Source organism: Alteromonas sp. I10 (genome assembly GCF_003201515.1).
Lineage (GTDB): Bacteria > Pseudomonadota > Gammaproteobacteria > Enterobacterales > Alteromonadaceae > Alteromonas > Alteromonas macleodii.
On the sequence record NZ_QJJN01000001.1, the window covers coordinates 561237 to 582410 of the forward strand.

Consider the following 21174-nt stretch of genomic DNA (forward strand, 5'->3'; position numbering starts at 1 on the left):
TACAGAATTAAGAAACTTTTTCGGAGACACGAAATGGGTAGAATCATTGGTATCGATTTAGGTACAACGAATTCATGTGTCGCAGTTCTAGACGGCGACAAACCTCGCGTAATTGAAAACGCGGAAGGCGATCGTACAACCCCTTCAATCATCGCTTACACAAACGATGGTGAAACATTAGTTGGTCAGTCTGCAAAGCGTCAGGCGGTAACGAACCCGACTAACACATTATTCGCAATTAAGCGTCTAATTGGTCGTCGCTTTCAAGATAAAGAAGTACAGCGTGACATCGACATCATGCCTTTCAAAATTGTAGGTGCTGATAACGGTGATGCGTGGGTAGAAGCGAAAGGCGAGAAAATGGCGCCTCCGCAGATTTCTGCTGAAGTACTTAAGAAAATGAAAAAGACAGCTGAAGATTATCTTGGTGAAGAAGTTACTGGCGCAGTTATCACTGTTCCTGCTTACTTCAACGATTCTCAGCGTCAAGCAACTAAAGACGCGGGTCGCATCGCAGGTCTTGAAGTTAAGCGTATTATCAACGAGCCAACTGCTGCTGCTCTTGCCTACGGCATGGACAAAAAACAAGGCGACAACGTTGTTGCAGTATACGACTTAGGTGGTGGTACGTTCGATATCTCTATCATCGAAATCGATGAAGTAGACGGCGAACACACGTTTGAAGTACTAGCAACTAATGGTGATACTCACCTTGGTGGTGAAGACTTCGATAACCGTGTTATCAACTACCTAGTTGAAGAGTTTAAGAAAGACCAAGGCATCGACCTTCGTAAAGATCCGCTTGCTATGCAGCGTCTTAAAGAAGCCGGTGAAAAAGCAAAAATTGAGCTTTCTTCTTCACAACAGACTGAAGTTAACCTGCCATACATCACTGCTGATGCAACAGGTCCTAAGCACTTAGCTATTAAGCTTACTCGTGCAAAACTTGAGTCTTTGGTTGAAGACCTAGTTAAGAATTCACTTGAGCCGCTTAAGAAGGCACTAGCTGATTCAGATCTTTCTGTAGGCGACATCAACGACATCATCCTAGTTGGTGGTCAAACTCGTATGCCGCTAGTACAGAAGTACGTGACTGAATTCTTTGGCAAAGAGCCACGTAAAGACGTAAACCCTGACGAAGCAGTTGCAGTAGGCGCAGCAATTCAAGGTGGCGTACTGTCAGGTGACGTTAAAGACGTACTACTTCTAGACGTTACACCTCTGTCTCTAGGTATCGAGACTATGGGTGGCGTGATGACTGTGCTTATCGAGAAGAACACGACAATTCCAACGAAGAAGTCGCAAACGTTCTCAACTGCTGAAGACAACCAGTCTGCGGTAACAGTACACGTACTACAGGGTGAGCGTAAGCAATCAAGTGGCAACAAGTCTCTTGGTCAGTTCAACCTAGAAGGTATTCGTCCAGCAGCACGCGGTGTGCCGCAAATCGAAGTAACATTCGATCTTGATGCTGACGGTATCCTACACGTGTCTGCGAAAGACAAAGACACAGGTAAAGAGCAGAAGATCACTATCAAAGCCTCTTCAGGCCTAAGCGATGAAGAAGTAGAAAAAATGGTAGCTGACGCGGAAGCGAATAAAGAGTCTGATAAGAAGTTTGAAGAGCTGATTCAAGCGCGTAACCAAGCTGACGGTATGGTTCACGCCACACGTAAACAGCTTGAAGAAGTTGGCGATGCATTAAGTGCAGAAGACAAAGCGCCAATCGAAGAAGCACTTTCAGCACTTGAAACTGCAGTTAAAGGCGAAGACAAAGCGGACATCGAAGCGAAAACGCAAGAGCTTATCCAAGCATCTAGCAAGCTGATGGAAGCGGCGCAAGCTCAGCAAGCTGCAGCCGGTGGCGCAGAAGGTGCAGAGCAGCAAGCATCTTCTGGTAAAGCAGACGATGACGTTGTTGACGCTGAGTTCGAAGAAGTGAAAGACGACGACAAGAAGTAAACTGTTGTGTCAGGCCCGTTACTTAGCATGTTAGCGGGCCGTGTAAGCAGTTCAGGCGCAGCAGGAATTTCTTGTTGCGCCTTTGTTGTGTAAATGACTTGGCTTTATTGAATGTGTGTTCAGGTTATTTTCACAACAGTCAGATGTAGATTCGATGAGCATAAAATGCTTATCGACAAAAAGTAGGATATGTAAACGATATGTCGAAACGAGACTACTACGAAGTACTCGGGGTAGATAAAAGCGCAGGCGAACGCGAAATTAAAAAGGCGTATAAGAAGCTGGCGATGAAATATCACCCTGACCGTACGCAAGGCGATAAAGGCCTGGAAGATAAATTTAAAGAAATCCAGGAAGCCTACGAAATTCTGTCAGATTCGCAGAAACGTGCAGCATACGACCAATATGGCCACGCGGGAGTAGATCCTAACCGTGGTGGCGGTGGCTTCGGTGGTGGTGCCGATTTCGGCGATATTTTTGGTGATGTATTTGGTGATATCTTCGGCGGTGGCCGAGGAGGTCGTCAATCTCGCGCACGTCAAGGTTCAGACCTTCGCTACAACTTAGAGCTAACGCTTGAAGAAGCGGTTCGTGGCAAGAGCGTAGATATTCGCGTACCAACTTTGGTCGAGTGTGAAGTCTGCGATGGTTCTGGTGCGAAGAAAGGCTCTTCACCTAAGACCTGTCCAACCTGTCACGGCAATGGCCAAGTTCAAATGCGCCAAGGTTTCTTTGCTGTTCAGCAAACCTGCCCAACGTGTTCGGGCAAAGGCAAGATCATTGAAGATCCTTGTAACAGCTGTCATGGCCACGGTCGTAAAGAAAAGACTAAGACCCTTAACGTTAAAATTCCAGCTGGCGTAGATACCGGTGATCGTATTCGTCTATCAGGCGAAGGTGAAGCTGGAGAGAACGGTGCACCTCCAGGTGATTTATACGTTCAGGTCCACGTACGTGAGCACGATATCTTTAAGCGCGATGGCAACAATTTGTACTGTGAAGTACCGTTGAGCTTCACTACGGCTGCCCTTGGCGGCGAGCTAGAAGTGCCAACGCTAGATGGAAAAGTAAAACTGAAAATCAGCCCTGAAACGCAGACTGGCCGAATGTTCCGTCTACGTGGTAAAGGTGTTAAATCAGTGCGAAGCGGTGCCATGGGCGACTTAATGTGTAAGGTTGTGGTCGAAACACCAGTAAACTTATCATCTCGCCAAAAAGAACTACTTCAAGAGCTTGAAGAGTCGATGGGTAAAGCGTCAAGTAAGCACAGCCCGAAAGCGCAAGGCTTCTTTGACGGCGTTAAAAAGTTCTTTGACGATTTAACGAACTAATTGCTTAGTAGTACATACTTCATTTGAAAGCCCTCAGTTGAGGGCTTTTTTCTTTTTGAAAGGCATTTAAACGCGCTCTTATGAGTGGCCAATTATCCATGCAGATTGGTATTTGTAATAGAAAGTGCTCACTTTAAGAAGGAAAGGGGGGGTTAGTCTTTTCTTTACTTACTTTTACCGCTAAAAATCTTGCGCATCATCCGACTATTCGTCACGATAACCCAAGTATCGGGACTTTTAGCTTGTTGATTACAAGGCTTAAAAGCCCGTTTGAGACCAATGAATAATATTTACCTAACAAGGGAACAGGCATGAAATTTTCAAGTAAATTGCTACTGAGCGCTGCCACGGCAGGCGCAATCTTATCAGGCTCGGTATTAGCTGCTGACGTGACAGAAGCAACGTCAGAAAAACACGCGGGAGCTGCAACACAATATCGCCAGGCCGTTTTTCAGTTAGTACGCAGTAACATGGGACCGTTAGGTGGCATGGCAAAAGGTGCTCTACCATTTGACGAAAGCGTTATGGAAACAAATGCCGTACGTCTAGAACAACTTGCTGACATGATGGGCGATTATTTATCAGTTGATACCCGTAAGTTTGACGTTGAAACTGGCGCAAAAGATGAAATTTGGGAAAATTTCTCAGATGTAGAAAAGAAAGTGATGGCACTTAAAACGGCAGCGCAAGGGCTTCAAGCAGCTGTTAAAGCGGGTGATGAAAGCGCGTACAGAGGTGCAATCGGTAAAATTGGTGCAAGTTGTAAATCATGCCATGACGACTATAAGAAGGACTAGCCCAAGCTTGTTTTTCAACACGTGAAAGCGCTCTAATATCGGGTCAGTAAGAATGTACTATTGCATTTTACTGACCCAAAACCTCGATTAGTACTTCGATGTGTTAATTAGTATTTTATAATTCAATCATACAGATAAATTGAGAGTGGCGCTGAAGCGCAGACTCGCAACCTTCCTCAAACAGTAGTGTACTTTTTCGTCCAGGGCTTTGTAGGTAATAAGCATCAGGCATCGCCACACACTTAGCCACCTCAGAAATTGACTTCATTATAGCCTTGTAGAACGTGTCTACGAGAGTACATCGTTAAGACCCATACGCTGTGGTATATTCGTAAGTGCTTAACAACAGATTTTTAATATGGAGATAAGATGCGACCCTCGCTAACGTATGTAGGTACACTGGACGATGTTGTAGAGCGTTTTCCTTGGCAATTCGACGCTGATATAAACTACTTTAATCAATTGCTAGTGAGGAAGGCTATATTAGGAGAGAAGATACTTATCAATGATGGGTATTTACTTAATAATAGTGCGGCAAGGCAAGCTATTCTAAACCCCAGTTGTTCTCCGCTCACGTCACTAATTGAGCAAGGTTTTGTAAGGATCTTATCGCGGAACGCCGATTTAGTCTCCTTACCAGAGAAAATGGCGGATCAAGGTGTTGCCAGTTTCAACGTTTTGAAAAATTCTGCCGAATGGCCAAGTTTGAAGCGAGAATTACGTAAGTGGCAGCCACTGTTAGAAGAAACGGATAATTTTATACCTTGGCCAGAAAAACACATCAGTCATGGCTTTGATCAAATGATCATGCGGTTGGCTGAACGCACACCAGAAGACTTATCAATTGGCAGTGTCAGTCATGACCAGTGGCGACGAGTGTTTGATTTGTATGAACAATCAAATCGATACGACAAAGAGGCTACCCGAACCCGTTGGGAGTCTGCGGTCACTGAGTGCTTAGCTGATAACCATCAAGGGCGTCTAGCTATGATGCACCTGGCCTGTGAGGCGTATCACTACAATTTCGGTGTTTGCTTGGGCAGCCAGACGTCTTTGTCGAAACAGCAAATTTTGGTCGAAACACGGTTTAGCTCAGCGTTTGCTGATTTATCCAAAGTAGATCAAGAGTTACAAATGCAGCACGTTTCAATACCCGGATTGCGTGTACCGCAAAATATATCAATGAATAGCGGGCCAAAATGGGCGGAACTAGTATCTCCGTTTAGCGATGTCGGCAAACAGTTGAGAGCATACCGTCAAGCTCAAGATGACTATTTTTCTGGGCAAGGTACAGAAGAGTGTTTAACTGCTGAGGCTCGTGCCTATTCGAAGCAGTTGTCATCGTTGTTTGGTGAAAAGCAATCGGAATCTGCAGTTGCGAGGGTCGCTATTGGCGTAGGCTTTTTCGCTGCGGGTCTTATGGCGGCGGGTCCAGAAGTAGCGGCAGTCCTTTGGCTGACAGAAAATTACTTGTATCCGACAATAACGCGTAAATTCAAGTTGCGTGACCGTGAATTTTTTAGCAAGAATACAGCCCTTCCCACGCATACTGTTTCTAGCGCGCTAAGCTCAGTAGTGTTAGATCCTGTTCAGATAAAAGAGCTCGCAAGTACTATCCCGGATTTCAAATAGTTAATTCGTAATAATAAGAACTTTCCACGGGTTCGAAACGTTTCAATGGGTTTTTGCTGGAAATTTGTACAATTCTTGGCTATGTTAAACACTCAGGCTTGGCGATAATTTTCTTCGACTGAAGGTACGCGTTTAGGTACCCAATCTTCGCAGGTCCTGCTTTTAAAAAATATAAAACAGCTCGTAGACAACTGAAACAGCAAAACTTGTAAAGCGCTTAAAACCACGACACAACTTTTCATCCTTTTATTGTCGTGCTGCTATCGTTTGTGCTGAATTCGAAGAGATATCAAAAGGTTTGCTTAGATGGATTTACGCAAGGAACGCATGTTGTCAACCATGCGCACAACACAGCAAAACATTTCTGTGTTGCTCAATGAAAGTCGAACGAAAACAGAGGCTCTGTGTATATTACTTGCCTCGGTAAACCCTAGCAATGGAAGAGCAACGGTATTATCTTGCGACGTAAACCACCTATCATTAGAAGCCGAGAGTGTTGTTTTTCCTTCACATGTATTGCTCATGCTCCCGCTTACACCTTTGAGCGCTCCAATACCTTGCAAAGATTTTATCTTTCCCCCTTCACTCGAACATTATGCTGATAGCTATGTAGTAGTTGCTACCGTGCGAGATATGCAAAATGAAGTAATGGGTGTTGTTCTCACTTTTGTACCCCACAGTGTATTGAGCCCTCTACAACATACATTGATAGATATTACGCGCCAAAAAGTAGAGCTTAGTTACCAATATGAGCTGGCGCGTCATCCCTATTCAGACAAGTTATCCGAACAGCTTGCCTTGTTAGAAGAGGTGAGTTCAATTTCTAAAGTGGGCGCGTGGGAGATTGACAGATTCACAGGCGTACTTTCTATGACTGAGGTGATGAAAGCCTTATTAGGCTTACCTCGTGTAAAAAGCGTCGGCCTTAATGAAGTGCTCGATATGCTTACCTCGAGTGATAGAAGAGACTTAAAGCAGCGCGTTTTTAAAGCGCTTAAAGAAGATAGAGAGTTCGTAAAGCACTTTGAATTTCACGACAAGCAAGGTCGCAGAAAAAGTATAAAACTAACCGTGTTCTTACAGGTTCAGCGAGGAAATGCTAGCGGAATTAAATTAACCCGGCTTTATGGCGCAGTGCAGGATGAAACGGAAATACAGCGTCTATCGGATTCACAACATAACTACACAGATTATCTGACCAGTTTATTGAATAATGTGGATAGCGTGGTGTTAAGCATAGATGAACATGGCACTATTTTAACTGCAAATGAACGCGTTTATTCTGTATTAGGCTTTGAGCCCGAAGAGCTGATTGGGCAAGATATAAAATTAATATCAACCAAGGTGCAAATTACCGATGCGCCTTCTTGTTTCATAAACATACCAGCGGGTTTAGCATGGTGTAGCGAAAATGGCTCGGTAAACGAATGTCTTCGCCATAAAAATGGTAAACGTATTGCCTGTGAAGTTAATTTGTCGAAATGCTCTGTACATAATCAACAATTAATTATCGCCTCAGTGCGCGATATCACTAATCAAAACCACGAAATTGAGCATTACAAACAACTCGCTTTAATCGATACGGTGACAGGTCTTCCGAACTTACACCAATTTGAGCGATACCTTGGCGATAAAGCTCATGACGACAAGTCATCTAAACCATTTGCCACGTTTATGCGCGTTGCTATCTGTAACATAAAAGAATACGAAAATGCGTTTGGGGAGCCAACGATAGACTATATTCTGAGAATTTTGGCCAGTCGCTTCATTCGCATATTCGAAATTAACAAGCGCAATTCAGCCAGTATATTCAAATGTGAGAGAGGTGCTTTTTATATTCACCTTCATCAATATTTTAGTGAAGAAGCACAGTCTCTAAATGCTGCACACGATTGCGCTATTCTTATCCACGATCACGTGCTAGCGCCAATAACCCTGCACAACAGCCTCTTAAATATTGAAACGCAAACCATAAGTTGCACGGTTCCAACGAAGCATTTTTCGTTTAAAAAGATAAAAGAACTATTGTCGAGAAAACCTTTAAGAGAGGTAAAAAATACTTCTACTGTTAAGTCGGAGCACGAGTATTTTCATGTTAATGCAATTGATATCGAGCGGTACAATTACATTAAACACTCTCTGAGCAGGGCTATTTCTAGCAACGAGTTATATATTGAGCTACAACCTCAATACGATGCAACGAAGAACGTTATAAGCTCAGAGGTGTTGTTAAGGTGGAAGCATCCTCATATGGGTACAGTAAGCCCTTCTGAATTCATTCCTATTGCCGAAGAGAATGATTTTATTGCTGAACTCGGGCTGTGGGTGTGTAACGAAGCCTGCGGGTTACTTAGTGAATGCCAATTAAAGAAAATTAACACTAAGTTGTCTGTTAATATCAGTGCAAAGCACTTAGCGCGAGCTGATTTTGTGAAGAAGTTCGTCGCAATAGTAAATAAGTGGCGCGTGTCACACAAAAATTTAACTCTAGAGCTCACTGAAGGTGCATTGATAAGAGGGGTGAGCGTTATTCAACGTCGCGTTAGAGAATTAGCGGAACAAGGGTTTAGTTTGTCTATCGACGATTTTGGTCTTGGTGACTCAAATTTAAATTATCTTCAAGATTTGCCAATTACCGAACTGAAAGTAGACAGGGTATTTGTCGAAGCGATGGAAGGCTCGCAGCAAAAAACATTATTGGTTACAAGTATTTGCAACATGGCCAAAGCGTTACACATAAATACCGTAGCTGAGGGAATAGAGACAACGGGTCAATTAGATCAAGCTAAGGCATGTGGTTGCGGAGCATTTCAGGGATATTACTTAGATAAACCCATGAGTGTAGATGATTGGAAAAGTAAAATTAGTGAGAAGCAATATAAAGAAGGTAGTTAACCTTACGCAGTCGAGGGCTTATTCAAGTATGCGTTGAAACAACCGCTTCGGTACCTCTTGTTATCAAATAGGGAAGTAAAGTTTAAATTTATGTAAATCAATTTGTTAGTCGATCTACGCCTGAAGTCTTATTAGTAGATGTCATGTAACTATCGTAGGGTGAAGATAAACCCTACTCAGGACATGGTTATGACTTATAAAGATGAATATATTGCCTCGACCCAACACCCCGATGAGTTTTGGTTAGAACAAGCACAAAAGCTAGCGTGGTTTCAACCTCCTCAAAAAGGATGCCAACCTACAGATAATGGTTACTTCGACTGGTTTAGGGGAGGGCAGCTTAACACTAGCTATTTAGCGCTTGATCATCACGTAAAAAATGGTCGTGGCGATAAAACCGCGCTTATTTATGACTCACCTGTTACACAAACCACTCAGCACTTTACTTACAAAGAGCTATTAAACCGTGTTGCCGAGTTCGCAGGCGGCTTATCTCGCTTGGGTGTGACGAAAGGCGACCGCGTGATTATCTACATGCCCATGATCCCGCAAGCAGTGATCGCGATGCTTGCTTGCGCTCGTTTGGGAGCTGTGCACTCTGTGGTGTTTGGTGGCTTTGCCGCAAATGAGCTTGCAGTACGAATAGATGACGCAAAACCGGTAGTTATTGTTACTGCGTCATGTGGCATTGAAGGCAATAAAGTTCTACCGTACAAACCTCTTGTTGATGAAGCAATATCATTGGCAGAGCACAAACCACAGGCATGCGTGTTGTATCAACGCCCTCAGCTAATTGCTGAGTTAAATGAAGCAACTGACCACGATTGGCTCTCTCTGGTTGAAGCTAGCGTGCCAGCTTCTCCTGTTGCCGTCGATGCAACTGACCCGCTTTATGTTCTTTATACTTCAGGTACAACCGGTAAACCCAAGGGGGTCGTTCGAGATAATGGCGGGCACGCGGTTGCTCTTCATTATTCAATGGGCGCGATTTACGGTATTAGTGAGGACGATATTTTTTGGGCTGCATCGGATGTTGGTTGGGTGGTCGGTCATTCATATATTGTCTATGGCCCGCTCATAAAAGGCGCAACGACGGTACTGTACGAAGGAAAGCCCATTGGCACTCCTGATGCCGGTGCATTTTGGCGTATGATAGAGTCTCACAAAGTGAATGTGCTTTTTGCAGCTCCAACAGCATTTAGAGCGATACGAAAAGCGGACCCTGATGCTGAGTTTTTATCTAAATACAATACGTCGAGCTTGCGTACCTTATTTATGGCGGGTGAACGTCTAGATCCGCCAACATATTTCTGGGCGAGCGAGAAAGTAGGTGTTCCTGTTATCGACCATTGGTGGCAAACCGAAACTGGCTGGCCAATTTGTTCAAACCCGATGGGGCTTGAGCCAATGGCTACGAAACCCGGTTCATCAAGCGTGCCTACACCTGGGTTTAACGTAAAGGTATTGCAAGGAGCTGATGAACAGCAAATAACCGGTGAAAAAGGCGCTATTGCTATCAAGTTACCGCTTCCCCCAGGTTGTTTGACAACGATTTGGCAAGACCATCAACGGTTTGTTGATGGCTATTTACGAGAATTTGAAGGGTATTACAGTACCGGAGATAACGGGTACGTAGATGAAGATGGCTACGTATTTATAATGGGTCGCACCGACGATGTCATAAACGTTGCCGGGCACCGGTTATCTACCGGTGAAATGGAAGAAGTGCTTGCAGGACATCCTGCCATTGCTGAATGTAGTGTAATAGGCATCCATGATACACTGAAAGGGCAATTGCCAGTTGGATTGGTACTGCTAAAAGACGGCGTTACCGTTGATGAACAGGCACTTGAGCAAGATTTGGTTCAACGGGTTCGAGATAAAATCGGGCCAGTGGCGTGCTTTAAGCGAGCCATCGTCGTCAATCGTTTACCCAAAACCCGGTCAGGTAAAATACTCCGCAAACTGCTGCGTCAAATTGCAGCCAATGAATCTGTTGCCGTACCCTCAACCATCGATGATCCGTCAAGCGTAAGTGAGATTGAGACGCTCATGCGAGAGAAGGGCTTGGTCAACAAGCCCACGGCTGTTTAGCTAGTAGTAATATTCATCTGCCTGTGGAGCTGGCGGGTATACTTCAATAGCCACATATACAGCTGCTGCGGCGATGAGCGCCACAACAAAAGCACGTAGAATTCGCGAGTCAGTAATACCTGCTGTTGCTGACTCCTTATTGCCATGCACTATGGCAGGAACCAATTTTTGCTTCTTATACACGCTGTAAAATATTACCGCGCCTATATGAAGTGCGATAACGTAAAGTAACACATCAAAGGCAAGGTGATGCAGAGTGTTCATTAGCGCTAGTGTTTCTTCTCCGGCTAACTGGCGATAGGGACCGTCTAAGAAAATATCATCGGTCATGAACAATCCCGATACCGCTTGTATGGTAAGCAACACTAGCATAACGACGACAAACCATCCGCCTAAAGGGTTGTGGCCAATAGCGGGTTCGGACTGCCTATTAAATAAGGTTTTTATATAATTGAAAACCTTTCTGGGGCCAGTAATAAAGCTACTGAACTTGGCGTGTTGCGTACCAACAAATCCCCAGATTATGCGGAAAACGATAAGGAATAAGGTGAAGTACCCAATGTAAAAGTGCCATTGCACTTTGTTTTCAAGCCATTCTACTGTTGCATATTGCGCTAAAAGGCTCGCTACAATAAGCCAGTGAAAAAGCCGGGTGGGAATATCCCATATAAGAGTTTTTTGCATAGTAAATTTAGTTGGGTTGTATTCTGACTTATCCACACTTGCCGTTCAGCGGTGGCGAATAAGTACTCGGTCATCTGTTAATTGCCATAGCGTCGCTTAACTTACTCTATAAAACAAGTAGGCCCAACGGCAGAAAACCTCTGTTTGTCTTAGTGTTGCAATTAGGACATGTTGATCTTTGCATCAAAAATGCGCAGTAAAGCTCAACATGTTCTAAGCATCGTGTACTGAATTTTTTTACATCCGAGCCTGAAGTTTTGACAAAGGACTATGCAGATTGGTAGTGGTTAAATCTTACCGATTCCTTGTTATGCCTATTTAATATGAATCTCACATTGCAATAGTGACGGCATTTGGCAAAATGCCTCACAGTTGAAGGTTTAAAAAAGTGTAAAACGAAAAAATGAAAGTAGGATTATTTGGCGCCAACGGGCGTATGGGACGGGTTTTAGTTGAAGCGCTAGATTTAAGTGACGATGCACAACTTAGCGTGGCAACGGTACGCGATGATTCACCTTGGGTTGGACTAAATGTGGGCGAACTTGCGGGCATTGGCAAAAAAGACGTTGATTGTACTGCGCTATCAGATTTAAGTGGTAATGATGCAGATGTAATGATTGATTTCACCCTGCCTTCGGTTATTGAAAGTAATCTTACGTGGTGCGTTAAAAATAAAATGCCTGTTGTTATTGGAACTACTGGATTAAACGATTCACAGTTAGCGGCACTCGACGAAGCAGCAAAGCATATACCTATCGTATTTGCGGCTAATTACAGTGTGGGCGTAAATTTAATGCTTTCCCTAGTTCGACAAGCTGCAAGTGTGCTGGGTGAAACGGCTGACATCGAAATAACAGAAGCACATCACAGATTTAAACAAGACGCGCCTTCTGGTACAGCCATGGCCATTGGTGAAGCCATTGCTGACGAATTGGGCCGTGATTTAAAAACCTGCGCTGTATACGGCAGAGAAGGAAAAGAGCCTGAACGCGACCAAGGTACTATTGGCTTCGCAACAATTCGAGCCGGAGACATTGTCGGTGAACACACAGCCTTATTTGCAGATATTGGTGAGCGCCTGGAGATTACGCACAAGGCATCAAGTCGACTTACTTTTGCGAAAGGTGCAGTGCATGCAGCAAAGTGGTTGTATGGAAAAGAACCTGGTCTATACTCCATGGTTGATGTACTGGATTTAAAGCTATAGGCGTTTTTATGCCAGCATGCTGTAGCTAAATTAGCAGGCGAGCTTGAGGGCGTTATCAAAGTGTTAAACTAAAGTTGCACTTTAAATGAGCAATAAGCCGTACTTTCGGTGGTTCTGCGCAAAAATGGTGGTATAAGCGGTATTTTAGTAAATTATTACAAATAAATTTGCCATTTTCGGTCAGTGATGTATACTCGCCGGAATTTGCCAGAATTTCGTATTCTGAGGCCGCCAAAATGGCTGAAGAGTGCGGTTTTATTAGCTGCAAAGATCGTAAAACGGGATGTATTGTTATCAATAACTCCCGTTTTTTGTGGGGTTTGTGCAGAAAACTGCACAAACACATAGTTATCCTTAATCTGGAGGTTGACTTGGCTAATTCTGCCCTTTTGGTGTTAGAGGATGGTTCTGTTTTTAAAGGTACGGCGATAGGCGCTACAGGCTCCGCCGTTGGGGAAGTCGTTTTTAATACTTCCATGACCGGCTATCAAGAAATTCTCACCGACCCATCCTACGCTGAACAACTCATCACCCTTACTTATCCACACATTGGCAACACCGGCACTAACGAAGAAGACGTCGAAGCAGATAAAATCTGGTCGAAAGGTCTAATCATCCGTGACCTACCTCTTGTTGCTAGTAACTTTCGTCAACAGCAAACTTTGTCTGAATACCTTAAAGCGAAAGGCGTTGTGGGTATTGCCGACATTGATACACGTCGCTTAACGCGTATCTTGCGAGACAAAGGTGCACAAAACGGCTGCATTATTTGCTCTGATGAATTAGACGAGTCTAGCGCACTAGCGCAAGCAAAAGCTTTCCCCGGCCTTAAAGGCATGGATTTGGCAAAAGTAGTAAGTATTACTGAGCCAAAAACATGGACAGAAGGCAGTTGGGAACTTGGTAAAGGTTATGTAACACCAAGCGAGTTCAAATATCACGTTGTCGCTTTTGACTACGGTGTTAAAAATAATATTCTTCGCATGCTAGCTGACCGCGGTTGTAAAGTTACGCTAGTACCAGCGCAAACGCCTGCTGAAGACGTACTAGCCATGAATCCTGATGGTGTATTTTTGTCAAATGGCCCGGGCGACCCAGAGCCATGTGACTACGCAGTAACCGCAATCAAAACTATCGTCGAAACCGGTACGCCTGTATTTGGTATTTGTCTTGGTCACCAGCTACTTGCTATCGCAAGTGGTGCGAAGACAGTGAAGATGAAGTTTGGTCACCACGGTGCAAACCACCCGGTTAAAGACCTTAAGCGCAATGTAGTTATGATCACTAGCCAAAACCACGGTTTTGCAGTTGACGAGTCTAGCTTGCCAGATAACCTAGAAGTAACTCACATTTCGTTGTTCGACAAGTCGCTGCAGGGTATTCACCGCACCGACAAACCTGCGTTCAGCTTCCAGGGACACCCTGAAGCCAGCCCAGGTCCTCATGAAGCGGCACCGTTATTCGACCACTTCATCGAACTTATTGAACAACACAAGCAGTAGGAATTAGCCCGCTATGCCAAAACGTACCGACATACAAAGTATTCTTATCATTGGTGCTGGCCCTATTGTTATCGGCCAGGCTTGTGAATTCGATTATTCAGGCGCGCAAGCGTGTAAAGCCCTTCGAGAAGAAGGCTACCGTGTTATTTTGGTTAACTCTAACCCAGCAACCATTATGACCGACCCAGAAATGGCAGATGCGACTTACATCGAGCCTATTCACTGGGAAGTGGTTCGCAAGATCATCGAAAAAGAACGTCCAGATGCCATCTTACCTACGATGGGTGGACAAACTGCGCTTAACTGTGCGCTAGAGCTAGACAAGCACGGCGTACTTGAAGAGTTCGGTTGTGAGCTCATCGGTGCAACGGCAGATGCAATCGATAAAGCAGAAAACCGCGAGCGCTTTGACAAAGCAATGAAAAACATCGGCCTTGAGTGTCCACGTGCGGAAATCGCGCACAGCATGGATGAAGCGCACGATGTACTAAGCCGCATCGGCTTCCCTTGTATCATTCGTCCGTCTTTCACCATGGGTGGAACCGGCGGCGGTATCGCGTACAACATTGATGAATTTAATGAAATTTGTCACCGTGGCTTAGACCTTTCTCCTACCAACGAGCTGCTTATCGATGAATCGTTGCTAGGTTGGAAAGAGTACGAAATGGAAGTAGTACGCGATAAAGCAGATAACTGCATTATTGTATGTACTATCGAAAACTTCGACCCTATGGGCGTGCATACCGGCGACTCAATCACAGTTGCTCCAGCACAAACCCTGACTGACAAAGAATTCCAGCTAATGCGTAATGCAGCGATGGCTGTACTGCGCGAGATTGGTGTTGAAACCGGTGGTTCAAACGTACAGTTCGGTGTAGATCCGAAAACTGGTCGTGTAGTAATCATCGAAATGAATCCTCGCGTATCGCGTTCATCAGCGCTTGCTTCGAAAGCAACAGGTTTCCCAATTGCGAAAGTAGCAGCAAAACTTGCGGTAGGTTATACGCTAGATGAATTAGCAAACGACATTACAGGTGGCCTAACGCCAGCATCTTTCGAGCCGTCTATCGACTACGTAGTGACTAAGATCCCACGCTTTAACTTTGAGAAGTTTGCCGGTGCTAACGACCGACTGACTACTCAAATGAAGTCGGTAGGTGAAGTGATGGCCATTGGCCGTAACCAGCAAGAATCACTGCAAAAAGCCCTTCGCGGTCTTGAAGTAGGTGCGACAGGCCTGAACCCAATGGTTGACCTTGAAGACCCTGAGTCACGTAATAAAGTGGTTTATGAACTTCGTCAGCCTGGTGCAGAGCGCATTTGGTACATCGGTGATGCATTCCGTATGGGCATGACGGTTGAAGAGGTATTTAACCTTACTAATATCGACCGCTGGTACCTTGTACAGCTTGAGGACCTTATTCTTCTTGAAGCAAAAGTAGCTGAGCTTGGTTTACCAGGTATTGATGCTGACTTTATGCGCGCACTTAAGCGTAAAGGCTTCTCTGATGCGCGTCTTGCTGAGCTAACCAAAGTGGCAGAAAGCGATATTCGTGAAACCCGTCGTGACTTTGGTGTTTCTCCTGTCTACAAGCGTGTAGATACTTGTGCAGCAGAATTCTCTACCAGTACTGCTTATATGTACTCAACTTATGACGAAGAGTGTGAAGCAGCGCCAACTGACAAAGACAAGATTATGGTTTTGGGCGGCGGTCCAAACCGAATTGGTCAAGGTATTGAGTTCGACTACTGCTGTGTTCACGCGGCGCTTTCAATGCGTGAAGACGGTTACGAGACCATTATGGTTAACTGTAACCCTGAGACAGTATCTACCGATTACGACACATCAGACCGTCTGTACTTCGAGCCAGTAACGTTGGAAGATGTACTTGAAATCGTTGCTAAAGAGCAGCCTAAAGGCGTTATCGTGCAGTATGGTGGTCAAACGCCACTTAAACTTGCGCGTGCACTAGAGGCGGCGGGTGTACCGGTTATCGGTACCTCACCAGAAGCGATTGACCGTGCCGAAGACCGTGAGCGCTTCCAGCAAATGGTGAACAAGCTTAACCTCAAGCAGCCTGCGAATGCCACGGTAACTAACGTTGAGCAAGCGCTAACTATGGCTGAAGAGATTGGCTTCCCGCTAGTGGTTCGTCCAAGCTACGTGCTAGGTGGTCGTGCGATGGAAATCGTGTATGACCTCAAAGATCTTAAGCGTTACCTTAATGAAGCGGTTAAAGTGTCCAACGACGCGCCAGTATTGCTAGACCGTTTCTTGGATGATGCTATTGAAGTTGATATCGACGCTATTTGCGACGGTAAAGACGTAGTGATTGGCGGCATCATGGAACACATTGAACAAGCGGGTGTTCACTCTGGTGACTCTGCGTGTTCATTACCTCCACACTCGCTTTCAAAAGAGATTCAAGATGTCATGCGCGAACAAGTTAAAGCCATGGCGCTTGAACTTGGCGTAGTCGGTCTGATGAACACACAGTTTGCGATTAAAGATGGTGAAGTATACCTAATCGAGGTTAACCCTCGTGCAGCACGTACCGTTCCATTCGTTTCTAAGGCAACGGGTGTACCTCTTGCTAAAGTTGCAGCACGTGTAATGGCTGGCGTGAGCCTAGCCGAGCAGGGCGTAACAGAAGAAGTGATTCCACCTTTCTACTCTGTGAAAGAAGTGGTGCTTCCATTTGCTAAGTTCCAAGGTGTTGACCCACTGCTAGGCCCAGAGATGCGCTCAACGGGTGAAGTAATGGGCGTTGGCGATACCTTCGAAGAAGCCTATGCTAAAGCTAACTTAGGTGCGGGTGCGCCACTACCTAAGCAAGGTAAAGCGCTTATTTCAGTACGTGATACCGACAAGCCTCGTATGATTGCTCTGGCAAAAGCGTTGGTTGAAGCGGGCTTCAGCATTGAAGCTACCCGCGGTACAGCTACCGAGCTTTATGATGCAGGCATCATGAGTACTGTGGTTAATAAGATGTCTGAAGGCCGCCCTAATATTGTTGATGCAATCAAAAATGGCGAATACGCGTATTTGATTAATACAACAGAAGGTCGTCAAGCCATCACCGACTCAGTGTACATTCGTCGTGAAGCCTTGCTAAACAAGGTAACCTACACCACGACAATGAACGCAGCGTTCGCAACTATCCGTGCTAAGTCTGCTGATGACCGCAATAAAGTGGCGTCAGTTCAAGAACTACACGCTAGACTCAAACACTAATGACATACGCTAGGATACGAGGTATCCTAGCAATATTACATTTGTGTGAACGAATAAAAAGTGCGCCTTCGCGGCGCACTTTTCTGTTTAAATTACTAGCTAAGTGAGACGGTATTCATGAGTCAGTATCCAATGACAGCGCGCGGCGCTCAAATGCTGCGTGACGAATTAAATGAGCTAAAAACCAAAACACGCCCACGTATTATCGAGTCTATTGCCGAAGCACGTGAACATGGTGACTTAAAAGAAAATGCTGAGTATCACGCGGCCCGTGAGCAGCAAAGCTTCTGTGAAGGCCGCATTCAAGATATTGAAGGCAAGCTATCAAATGCACAGATTATCGACGTTACCAAAATGGAAAATACGGGTAAGGTTATTTTCGGTACTACCGTAACCATTCTAAACGTCGATACCGATGAAGAAACCACCTACCGTATTGTTGGTGATGACGAAGCTGATATTAAGAACAACTTGATTTCGGTTAATTCACCTATCGCTCGTGGTCTAATAGGTAAAGAGCTTGATGACATGGTAACGATTCAAACGCCAGCCGGCGCAGTTGAAGTTGAAATCATCGAAGTAGAATATATCTAACTACGCAAGCCAGCAGAGTCCTTCTGCTGGCTATATTTTCCGTCACAAAACTTCTGAATCCGATCATGGATTTGTAATCTGTTAAGCCAAAGCGTTTTTTAATTTTCTTGCCTGTCTATTGTTGTTTAATAAGCATTGATTGAACTCAACGGTTAGCCCTGTTCCTATTGCGCTCGTACTTTAAGAATAAAATTAAGTGATGACGCTGTCCCGTTAGCTCACTTTTGCGTTTTCCTATCCCAAAATACATGCGATTTTTAGTATAAAAATCCACCGCTTTTACAAAGAGGCCTATACTTAGCTCTGGAACCAGTTGTAGATGTATCGGTTTTATCACCTTTTCATTAATCCGTTGCTTCGAAAGAAGTGATGCATCTCGTACTGTTAACACAACCATCTTAGCTTTACGTGACCTTATTCGGGGGTTAGGCCAGTCGATAAGCACAAGCTCTCGATTATCAAACAATTTAGAAACGGCGTGCGCTGAAATGCTAGGTGACGCTGGGAGTACTCAGCAACTCACCACTAATATTGCATCGGCGGTTGAAGAGGTGGTGGTAACAAGCCGTGAGATTGCCAGTTCTTCGTTGGCAACGCTTAATGCGAGTCAAAGCCTAGATCGTTTAGCTGACCATTCGCTCTTAGCCAACGACAATATACGAAAGAGCATGGTAGTGCTTTCAGATGATATTCGAAATGTTCAATCTAATGCGGCTCAAATGGAAATGAAAGTCAGCGAAATAGGAAATATACTGGAAACTATCAATACCCTTTCCGACCAAACTAATCTTCTCGCACTTAATGCAGCAATTGAAGCTGCTAGAGCAGGGGAGCATGGCCGAGGCTTTGCCGTTGTTGCTGACGAAGTAAGAAAGCTTGCACAAAGTAGCAGGGAATCGTCAGATAAAATACCTACGCTGTTAGTGAGCCTAAAGGACGCCAGCGTAATTGTTGTCGATGATATCAACAAGAATGTTGTATCTATAGAAGCGTCAATGAATACAACTATTGAAGGGCGGCAAACTGCGGAAAAGGTGAAAGAAGCAGCGTGCGAGCTCGAGCTTATGGCGAATAATATGTCGTCTGCGGCCGAGCAACAGTCAGTGACCACGGAAGTGGTAGCTAAAGATGTAGTAGCGGTTGAGGAAGCGGCGCGGCACGAACTTCACATTGCACAACAATTGTCTGAGCTGTCTGATGAAATGCAGCGCAACAACCAGTTACTGCAACGCACTATCGCGGGGTTTAACGTAGATTAAGAACGGTAAATAGCCCGAGTTTAAAAAATTGTAGTCTCTGACTGGCGGGCGCTCTACTTAAAATCATTGCTCAATCTACTTACACTAAGTATGATTTTTCCTTTTGTTTTCGAAAGGATGCATCATGGCTTATGATTTTGGTTCTCAGACGCTAGGGATAAAGAACCCATTTAAGACAGAAGGAGCGCTTAGAACACTGGGTGGTGTCATAACGCTATTGTTAGCGGTTTACGTTGTTTTCACAGTGCCGGCAATATTTGAAGCCAACAAGGTGAAAGGCTATACCTTGCTAGCGGTTGGTTTTGTTTTAGTGGTATCGGGAATACGCCATACGGCGGTTGGTATCCTTCAACTTATGCGCTTTTTTGTAGGTAGAACGGTTCCCACTTCACTGGCCTACAACTTCTCAAAATCTGAACAAGATGCTGCTCAGGCAGAGCAAAAATCCCTGCTTTATTCAAAAGAGTCACTGCACTCTATGCTTATGGGTAGAAGAAACACTACCTTTGAGGAGCCAAAAGGCTGGCTCGCTCGGCTAGTTCACAGCGTTTTTCCTAAGCTTGTTTTCTTACCTTACCCGCTACGCCATCTTGCCCAAGAAATTTTAGCCATGGGGGCGACACTTATCGTGGGCTTAGTTACCTACGCCATCGTCTATTTTTTAGTAAGTAATGGCTTTGCAGGTGAAGTCGCAAAAATTGTCGTTATGCCTGTTCTTTCTTTGGTATTGCTTATCTATTTTGTTGCCAACTGGACCTCTACGGCAAAGGGCATCCATAACGAAGGAAACTCGCAACTTGCTAAAGCGGGAGGGTTGTCAATTGGTGTAATCATTGGATTAGCACTAGTCGTTCCTCTTGGTGCGGGTGTGTTTCTCGATGGTGTGGTGGGAAGTAATATCAATGAACTTAAAACCTGGTCTGAAGAACACGCTTTTTTTAGCGCTTGGCTGAACTTTGTATACCTTTTCATCAGTATCGGCGTGGTGATAGGTCTTGTATTTCCATTACTTAAAAAGCGCATGGATTTAGTGACACCACAAACTGAAGTCAGCGAATTTCGAGCAAACATGCAAGAGTCTGTTCATCCCAATGAGATTTTTATCAATATAGAAAACATCGTGCTTGCCAACCGTCGTTACAAGGAAGTCCCAAACAGAATATACGCAGACTTTGTTCCTAAGCTTAAAGAGCAGGCTGAAGGGAAGGGTAGTTTCGAAGGGGAATTACTGATAGAAACTCAGCCAACCCTCAGTGAGGGGTTGGCATTACCCAGAGGGGCTAAAGTAGCGCTGAGCGCCATTGCGCAAGTTGCCGTCGTTGTTGCCGCGGTATTGTTTTACTCATCTGGCGTACAGCTCGCTGAGCTACTACATCTGGTTATCAATATCGGTGTAGATAACAGCGCACTGTTGAACAATGCTTTTTCTATGGTCAATAATTTGCTCATGCTGATATTCGCTTGGCTTACTTTCAGAGCGGCAGGAAGTATTTTAAACAACGCGTCTCACATGTTTTGGGGCGAGCTGAACTTTAACTCTTTGCTTATGTACATGAAAACCGAAGGCACGTATACCGAGTCTAGAGTTTCAACAGGTATGGCAATTCACGATTCTACACGGTCTGAAAATGTCGTAGTTAGAAGCAGTATCACACCGTGGATCATTACTAGCCGAATTAACACTTCTATATTCGCCACTAGCGGTATGAACAATCTGGAAGCCCCGCGCTTTGTAATGGGAATGAACAAAAACGACGGAGAATTGAAGGAAATCGTCGACGAAATTAAAGCATTCTTACGCGGTAGAGAGACCATCGCTTCCATCACTAATGAATCAGACTTAGCCAATGCAAGTACCATTCATCAAGTTAATCAACAAACCCGAGCGTTTAATAAAAACCCTGACGATCGTCTAACACTTAAAGAGACGGAAGAAAGTGCAGGTTTTCTTCGAAACGAAAAAGACAGTGAGTGAGGAGTGA

General features: G+C 44.7%; 14 protein-coding genes. 12 read left to right on the forward strand and 2 right to left on the reverse strand.

Annotated elements, in window-relative coordinates:
• The first annotated feature begins 33 nt into the window (after positions 1-33).
• The 3 genes from dnaK (at position 34) to BZA03_RS02430 (ending at position 4090) form a co-directional block, all read left to right on the forward strand.
• Positions 34-1962: a molecular chaperone DnaK gene (dnaK, locus tag BZA03_RS02420; protein WP_014948972.1), complete on the forward strand. Its 1929-nt coding sequence runs from the start codon at positions 34-36 to the stop codon at positions 1960-1962.
• A 200-nt stretch (positions 1963-2162) separates the two neighbouring features.
• Positions 2163-3293: a molecular chaperone DnaJ gene (dnaJ, locus tag BZA03_RS02425; RefSeq protein ID WP_014948973.1), complete on the forward strand. Its 1131-nt coding sequence runs from the start codon at positions 2163-2165 to the stop codon at positions 3291-3293.
• Positions 3294-3604: 311 nt separating this feature from the next.
• On the forward strand, positions 3605-4090 hold the full coding sequence (locus tag BZA03_RS02430; RefSeq protein WP_014948974.1) for a cytochrome c: 486 nt from the start codon (positions 3605-3607) through the stop codon (positions 4088-4090).
• Positions 4091-4205: 115 nt separating this feature from the next.
• Here BZA03_RS02430 and BZA03_RS20380 read toward each other — a convergent pair whose 3' ends face one another.
• Entirely contained in the window at positions 4206-4358 is a 153-nt protein-coding gene (locus BZA03_RS20380) for a hypothetical protein (protein WP_155279855.1), read from the reverse strand.
• A 101-nt stretch (positions 4359-4459) separates the two neighbouring features.
• Here BZA03_RS20380 and BZA03_RS02435 point away from each other — a divergent pair, with 101 nt between their 5' ends.
• The 3 genes from BZA03_RS02435 to BZA03_RS02445 all read left to right on the forward strand — a co-directional run bounded on the left by BZA03_RS02435 (position 4460) and on the right by BZA03_RS02445 (position 10711).
• Positions 4460-5722: a hypothetical protein gene (locus tag BZA03_RS02435; RefSeq protein ID WP_110287877.1), complete on the forward strand. Its 1263-nt coding sequence runs from the start codon at positions 4460-4462 to the stop codon at positions 5720-5722.
• A 306-nt stretch (positions 5723-6028) separates the two neighbouring features.
• Positions 6029-8617, forward strand: coding sequence for a bifunctional diguanylate cyclase/phosphodiesterase (locus BZA03_RS02440; RefSeq protein WP_110287878.1), 2589 nt, complete (start codon positions 6029-6031; stop codon positions 8615-8617).
• A 189-nt stretch (positions 8618-8806) separates the two neighbouring features.
• Complete coding sequence (locus tag BZA03_RS02445) at positions 8807-10711, forward strand: propionyl-CoA synthetase (protein WP_110287879.1); 1905 nt, start codon at positions 8807-8809, stop codon at positions 10709-10711.
• On the opposite strand, the gene BZA03_RS02450 is transcribed toward BZA03_RS02445, so the two are convergent.
• On the reverse strand, positions 10712-11395 hold the full coding sequence (locus BZA03_RS02450; RefSeq protein WP_110288079.1) for a cytochrome b/b6 domain-containing protein: 684 nt from the start codon (positions 11393-11395) through the stop codon (positions 10712-10714).
• A gap of 403 nt (positions 11396-11798) precedes the next feature.
• Between BZA03_RS02450 and dapB the strand changes: the two genes are divergently transcribed.
• From dapB to BZA03_RS02485, 6 genes are all read left to right on the forward strand, one after another.
• On the forward strand, positions 11799-12602 hold the full coding sequence (gene dapB, locus BZA03_RS02455) for a 4-hydroxy-tetrahydrodipicolinate reductase (RefSeq protein ID WP_014976121.1): 804 nt from the start codon (positions 11799-11801) through the stop codon (positions 12600-12602).
• Between the two features lie 371 nt (positions 12603-12973).
• Positions 12974-14104 carry a glutamine-hydrolyzing carbamoyl-phosphate synthase small subunit gene (gene carA / locus BZA03_RS02460; RefSeq protein WP_014948979.1) on the forward strand — a complete coding sequence of 377 codons (1131 nt, stop codon included), beginning with the start codon at positions 12974-12976 and terminating at the stop codon, positions 14102-14104.
• 13 nt (positions 14105-14117) lie between these two features.
• On the forward strand, positions 14118-17339 hold the full coding sequence (gene carB, locus BZA03_RS02465; protein ID WP_039230311.1) for a carbamoyl-phosphate synthase large subunit: 3222 nt from the start codon (positions 14118-14120) through the stop codon (positions 17337-17339).
• A gap of 117 nt (positions 17340-17456) precedes the next feature.
• On the forward strand, positions 17457-17933 hold the full coding sequence (greA, locus tag BZA03_RS02470) for a transcription elongation factor GreA (protein ID WP_014948981.1): 477 nt from the start codon (positions 17457-17459) through the stop codon (positions 17931-17933).
• A 488-nt stretch (positions 17934-18421) separates the two neighbouring features.
• Positions 18422-19192, forward strand: coding sequence for a methyl-accepting chemotaxis protein (locus BZA03_RS02480; RefSeq protein WP_110287881.1), 771 nt, complete (start codon positions 18422-18424; stop codon positions 19190-19192).
• A 124-nt stretch (positions 19193-19316) separates the two neighbouring features.
• A complete protein-coding gene (locus tag BZA03_RS02485) occupies positions 19317-21167 on the forward strand; it encodes a hypothetical protein (protein WP_110287882.1) in 1851 nt (616 codons plus the stop codon).
• Positions 21168-21174 lie beyond the last annotated feature (7 nt).

Excerpts from the sequence above, each read along its gene's own strand:
- dapB (WP_014976121.1), top strand. The coding sequence starts at position 11,799 with ATGAAAGTAGGATTATTTGGCGCCAACGGGCGTATGGGACGGGTTTTA.
- BZA03_RS02445 (WP_110287879.1), top strand. The coding sequence starts at position 8,807 with ATGACTTATAAAGATGAATATATTGCCTCGACCCAACACCCCGATGAG.
- BZA03_RS02435 (WP_110287877.1), top strand. The coding sequence starts at position 4,460 with ATGCGACCCTCGCTAACGTATGTAGGTACACTGGACGATGTTGTAGAG.
- BZA03_RS02485 (WP_110287882.1), top strand. The coding sequence starts at position 19,317 with ATGGCTTATGATTTTGGTTCTCAGACGCTAGGGATAAAGAACCCATTT.
- BZA03_RS20380 (WP_155279855.1), bottom strand. The coding sequence starts at position 4,358 with ATGAAGTCAATTTCTGAGGTGGCTAAGTGTGTGGCGATGCCTGATGCT.
- BZA03_RS02480 (WP_110287881.1), top strand. The coding sequence starts at position 18,422 with ATGCTAGGTGACGCTGGGAGTACTCAGCAACTCACCACTAATATTGCA.
- carB (WP_039230311.1), top strand. The coding sequence starts at position 14,118 with ATGCCAAAACGTACCGACATACAAAGTATTCTTATCATTGGTGCTGGC.
- BZA03_RS02430 (WP_014948974.1), top strand. The coding sequence starts at position 3,605 with ATGAAATTTTCAAGTAAATTGCTACTGAGCGCTGCCACGGCAGGCGCA.
- dnaJ (WP_014948973.1), top strand. The coding sequence starts at position 2,163 with ATGTCGAAACGAGACTACTACGAAGTACTCGGGGTAGATAAAAGCGCA.
- BZA03_RS02450 (WP_110288079.1), bottom strand. The coding sequence starts at position 11,395 with ATGCAAAAAACTCTTATATGGGATATTCCCACCCGGCTTTTTCACTGG.
- BZA03_RS02440 (WP_110287878.1), top strand. The coding sequence starts at position 6,029 with ATGGATTTACGCAAGGAACGCATGTTGTCAACCATGCGCACAACACAG.
- dnaK (WP_014948972.1), top strand. The coding sequence starts at position 34 with ATGGGTAGAATCATTGGTATCGATTTAGGTACAACGAATTCATGTGTC.
- greA (WP_014948981.1), top strand. The coding sequence starts at position 17,457 with ATGAGTCAGTATCCAATGACAGCGCGCGGCGCTCAAATGCTGCGTGAC.